This window comes from Actinoplanes sp. NPDC051633 (genome assembly GCF_040681735.1).
Taxonomy (GTDB): Bacteria; Actinomycetota; Actinomycetes; order Mycobacteriales; family Micromonosporaceae; genus Actinoplanes.
The window spans coordinates 1-4,963 of sequence record NZ_JBFAZH010000581.1 but is presented as its reverse complement, the minus strand read 5'-3'; the positions used below and the strand labels follow the sequence as shown (position 1 = coordinate 4,963).

Sequence of the window (4,963 nt, the reverse complement as noted above, 5' to 3'; positions counted from 1 at the left end):
CTCGCCGCGGCCGACCCGGGCGACCAGCACCGGACCTCCGGCGCCCGGCACCGCGGCCAGCAACCGGCCCGGCTCGTCCACCCACGGGCGGGCGTCGCGGAACTGCTCCGCGCGGTTGCGGGTGAGCACGGGCAGGCCGATCAGCTCGGCCACCTCCAGCACCCGGTCGCCCATCTCGGGCACCACCTCGACGACGCCGTCGTCCGCCCAGCGGCGCACCACCATGCGCTCGTTGGAGGTCAGGTCACCGTCGGAGAGCAGGCTGCGCGGGGCGATCGCATACACCGGCACGCTCTCCTCCGCGACGTGCCGGCCGAGCGCGTCGATGACCAGGCCCAGGCGCAGCATGCTGGCCGGGCGGCCGCCATCGAGGTCGGCATAGCGGACCACCTCGGACAGGTCGACGACGGCGCGGGCCAGCGCCGGGTCGGTGGTGAGCCGGGCCTCGATGGCGTCGAGGACCTTGCTGACCTCGAATCTCACGGATTTCTCCCAGTACGTACGCAGGCGAACTTCGCCAGTCATCATGCCGGGTCGTCGTCCTCAGCGGAAACCGGCGCGGGTCACAGTTCAGCGTTCGGTGAGGGCGCGATGCCCCGCAGTGTCCGTTTGCGATTCGACGTCAGCGGGAACCATCGACACCTACCCGACTTATGGAGGACTCGACATGCGGACTCGACCGGTGTGGGGCATTCTGGCCGCAACCGTCCTCGCGGTTACCGGGTGTTCGGCACAGGACGACCCCGGTGCTCCGTCGGCGGGCGCCTCGGCCGGCACGCCGAGTGCGCCCGCCAGCTCCAGCGCCGCCGACCCGGCCGCGGCCGCCGCACTCGGCCAGGCCGCGGCGGCGCTGGGCAACACCAGCTTCAAGGTGACCATGACGTCCGGCCCGTCGTTCAAACTGGACGGGGTGATGGACGCGCCGGGCGGCAAGGGCTCGGCCGAGGTCAAGTCGACCGGCACGAACACCGAGCTGACCGTCTCCACCCGGCTCGTCGGTGAGAACCTCTACGTGCAGGTCCCGGGCCTGACCAAGGCCGGCACGTGGACCCGCATCGACATCTCCCGGCTGCCCGAGGGCGCCAACGTCGGCCTGCGCCCCGGCCAGATCGACCCGGCGAACACGGCCAAGCTGCTGACCTCGACGACCGACGTCCGGCAGACCGACGCGCGCAGCTTCACCGGCACCCTCGACCTGACCAAGGCGGCCGGCCTCACCGGGGTCAGCCAGGTGACCATCGACAAGTACGGCACGGCCGCGCAGAACGTGCCGTTCACCGCCGGGCTGGACGACCAGGGCCGGCTCTCCGCGCTGACCATCCAGCTGCCGCCGCTCGGCGGTCAGCAGGTGCAGCCGCTCGAGGTGCTCTACACCGACTACGGCGTGACGGTCGAGGACCTGACCCCGCCGGCCGCGACGGTCGTGGACGCGCCCGAGGACGTTTACAAGGCCCTAGGTGGCCGGTAGCCGACGTGGCAGGGGCGCTGGTTTGTTCTCCTCGACCCAGGAGTCGATCAGCGCCCACCACTCGTAGAGCCAGGTGACCCGCTCCTCCTCGGTCGCCGGGATCTCCTCGGGCGCCACGCTCCAGAACCGCATGACCAGCTTCTTGTCCATCGGCAGCTCCCGCCAGACGTCCGCGACGGTCATCATCCGGTCGAGCCCGGTGTGTGCCACGAAGACCACCCCGGAGTCGGGCGCCGCGTCGATCGCCGCCAGCAGGCCGCCGGGCTTGGGCGGCAGCAGGTTCCGCAGATCCTCGGCCTTCTCGGCGAGGTCGGGCATTCCCTTCCGGCGCAGGAACTCGATGGCCTTGACGCGGCGGCGCGGGGTGAAGTTGCCGCCCTCGGGGAAGATGACGAAGGCGTCGTTGTCGTCCAGCCCGTCGGCGAGCTCGCCGACCTGCTCCTCGAGGTTGGCCTTCTGCTTGCCGGGCATGATGAAGCGGCTCGGCAGCCGGTTGAGCAGCACGTCGATCGCCGGATCCCACTGCAGGGTCGCCTTCAGCACGATCCGCGGCTCCCGGGCGAACCAGTTGACCAGCGCGTGGATCAGGATGAACGAGTCGCCCGGCCCGGCGTGCCGGCTCACCACGATCTCCGGGCGGCCGGGCAGCGCGGTGTCCGGGTCGGTGCCCACCACGTCGATGGTGAGGTGCAGTGACCAGCGCGCGATCCAGAAGAGAAAGCGCAGGAACTGCCGGGTGAGCCCGTAGTGCCAGAGCTGGGACCTCGGCGACCGGATCTTCCAGCCGAACCCGAAGGTGATCCACAGCACGAACAACGCGAAGAGGGCGGCCGCGTCCCACACCACGTAGACGATGCCGAGCCAGATGAGGCGGGGCACGCGCAGGTGACCGGGCATGAACGGGGACAGCGCCACCGCGAGGATCAGCCACACCGGCAGGGTGGTCAGCAGGACCAGTGCGAGCACGATGACCAGCGGCGCGAAGACGAGCCGGCGCACCCAGACGGGCGGCATCAGACATCGCCCCCCGGCACGTGCTCGGCCAGGTAGCGGCGGGAGGCGGTGTACGCGCGGCTGATCCGCCGGCCGACCGCCGCCATGTCCCGGTACGCCCACGGGGTGTCGTCGCGGCCGTCGCCGCCGCCGGCGGGCAGCACGTGCACGCGTACGTCCTCCGGCAGCGCGGCCAGCTCCCGCGCGAACCGGTGCCGCCGGGCGATCTCGAACGCCACCTGCGCCACCTCCCACGGCCGCCGCGGCACGGCCAGCGGACGCTCGATCCGGCCCACCTGCAACACGAAGATCAGCTTCGCTCCGACCCGCACGGCCTCCCCGATCGGGATCGAGTTGACGATGCCGCCGTCGACGAAATGCTCGCCATTCAGCTCCATCGGCGGCAGCAGCCCCGGCACCGCGGAGGAGGCCAGCACGGCGTCGACCAGCGGCCCGGTGTCGAACCAGTGCTCGGCCGCGCGCTCGATGCTGGCCGCGCAACACCGGAAGGGGATCTTCAGGTCCGCGAAGACCGAGTGCTCGCCGAGCTCGCTCTCCAGGAGGCGACGCAGCGGCAGCGGCGAGTGCAGGTGGGTGCGGGCCGCGAAGCGCCGCATCTGCCGCCCGATCGAGTCGCCGTAGACCGCCGCGGCCTCCGGCGAGGTCCAGAGCCGCACCAGCTTGTCGGTGGACGCCTCGACGGGCTCGGCCGCGACCAGCGCGCCGTTGACCGCGCCGATGGAGGTGCCGACGACGACGTCGGGCCGATGACCGGCCCGGAAGAGCGCCCGGAGCATGCCCACTTCAACGGCGCCCAGCACACCACCCCCGCCGAGCACGAACGCCGTGGGTCCCATCCCCTTATCCTGCCCCCAAGGTCAAACCCGGGATCAAGCCCATCCGGGTACGACCACAGAAGGGCCCCCGCCCCACCCGCCGGGCCGTGGCCACTCACCCCCTCTGCCCCGCCTCCGGCCAGGCCCGGAGGGCCCGGGTTCTCCGCCCTTGCCGGAGGCTCAGCGGCCGGTAGCAGCACAGCCCCGCAGGGGCCCGGGTTCTCCGCCCTTGCCGGAGGCTCAGCGGCCGGTAGCAGCACAGCCCCGCAGGGGACGAGGCCCGGGCCGACGAGATGTCATGATGTTCGCCGTGCCTCTGCCTCGTCGCGCCGTGCTCGGCGCCGGACTCGCCACCGTGCTGGCCGGCTGCGGTCCGTCGGCGCGGCCGGAGGCGCAGTGGGTCGGCGGGCCGTCCTCGGCTCCGACCGCCCCGCCGTCCCGGCCCCCGGCGAAGGCCCTTACCAAACCCGCCGCCAAGGCTGCGGCAAAGGCCGGCTACGCGGACGACGTCGATGCCGTACTGCGCAAGTACCTGCGGCCGACCAAGGACAACCCGGCCCATCCCGGGTACGCGGGGGCGGTCGCGCTGGTCGTCGAGGACGGGGCCACGACCGTGTCGGCCGCGGCCGGTGACGCGGTGCGCTACTCGGCCGGGCCGGTCGAGCTGCCGGCGAGCAAGCGGGTCGCGATGCGCACAGACGCGATCTTCGACCTGGCGTCCATCACGAAGGTCTACACGGCGATGCTCGTGCTGCGGCTGGCCGACCGCGGCAAGGTTGATCTCGACGCACCGGTGCGCAGGTATCTGCCGTCGTTCACCGGCGCCGGCAAGGACGCGGTGACGGTCGCCATGCTGCTCGCGCACACCGGGGCGTTGCCGGTCGGTGCGGGCCGGGCGAGCTGGGCCGAGGTGCCGCGCATCGGCCTGGTCAAGGGCGGCGTGCCGGGAACCACGTTCCGCTATTCGAGCGTCGGGCTGATGGTGCTGGGCAAGCTGGTGGAGACGCTGACGGGCTCGACCCTCGACAAGGCGGTGCGCGACCAGATCACGGGGCCGCTGGGGTTGCGCGACACGGGGTTCAAGCCGCTGGGCTGGGCGAAGAAGAGCCGGTTGGTGGCGACCGACGCGCGCACGTCCCGGGGCCTGCTGCGCGGCGTGGTCCATGACGACGTGTGTGCCCGGCTGGGCGGCGTCGCCGGCCATGCTGGTCTTTTCGGCACCGCGGCCGATGTCGCGGTGATCGGTCAGGTGCTGCTGGGCGGGGGCGCCTACCGCGGCAAGCGGCTCCTGTCGTCGGAGGTGGTGCGGCGGGCCCTGACCAACGTGAACCGCGGAAAGCCGGCCATCGACGCCGAGCGCCCCGGCCGGAGCGCCGACCACGGCCTTGGCGTGGAGATGAACCAGCCGTGGTTCATGGGCCGGCTGGCCGCCCCGGACAGCTTCGGCCACACCGGCTTCACCGGAACGTCCCTGCTGGTCGTCCCCTCCCGAGCCATGGTGGTCGTCCTGCTGACCAACCGCGCGCACCCGAACTGGTCCTGGTCCAACCCCGACACTCACCGCGTCGCGCTGGCCAACGCCATCGCCGCCTGACCCACGAAGTGGTAGCCCACGCACGCGAACGCACGCTTGAAAGGTGGGAGGGCTACCAGTGTCCTGGACAGG

At 72.1% G+C, this 4,963-nt stretch carries 4 protein-coding genes and 1 pseudogene; 2 read left to right on the top strand and 3 right to left on the bottom strand.

Features of this window, described 5'->3' with window-relative positions; genetic code table 11:
• Positions 1 to 483, bottom strand: a pseudogene (locus AB0M20_RS27090) (FHA domain-containing protein); the annotation flags it as partial.
• A gap of 184 nt (positions 484 to 667) precedes the next feature.
• Here AB0M20_RS27090 and AB0M20_RS27085 point away from each other — a divergent pair.
• On the top strand, positions 668 to 1,468 hold the full coding sequence (locus tag AB0M20_RS27085) for a hypothetical protein (protein ID WP_364302866.1): 801 nt from the start codon (positions 668 to 670) through the stop codon (positions 1,466 to 1,468).
• Here AB0M20_RS27085 and AB0M20_RS27080 read toward each other — a convergent pair.
• Both AB0M20_RS27080 and AB0M20_RS27075 read right to left on the bottom strand, forming a co-directional pair.
• Positions 1,454 to 2,482, bottom strand: coding sequence for a 1-acyl-sn-glycerol-3-phosphate acyltransferase (locus AB0M20_RS27080; protein ID WP_364302865.1), 1,029 nt, complete (start codon positions 2,480 to 2,482; stop codon positions 1,454 to 1,456). The genes AB0M20_RS27085 and AB0M20_RS27080 overlap by 15 nt on opposite strands.
• Positions 2,482 to 3,318, bottom strand: a complete 837-nt coding sequence (locus AB0M20_RS27075; RefSeq protein ID WP_364302863.1) for a patatin-like phospholipase family protein — start codon at positions 3,316 to 3,318, stop codon at positions 2,482 to 2,484. The genes AB0M20_RS27080 and AB0M20_RS27075 overlap by 1 nt, the downstream gene beginning before the upstream one ends.
• A gap of 280 nt (positions 3,319 to 3,598) precedes the next feature.
• Between AB0M20_RS27075 and AB0M20_RS27070 the strand changes: the two genes are divergently transcribed.
• On the top strand, positions 3,599 to 4,891 hold the full coding sequence (locus AB0M20_RS27070; RefSeq protein WP_364302868.1) for a serine hydrolase domain-containing protein: 1,293 nt from the start codon (positions 3,599 to 3,601) through the stop codon (positions 4,889 to 4,891).
• Positions 4,892 to 4,963: the final 72 nt, after the last annotated feature.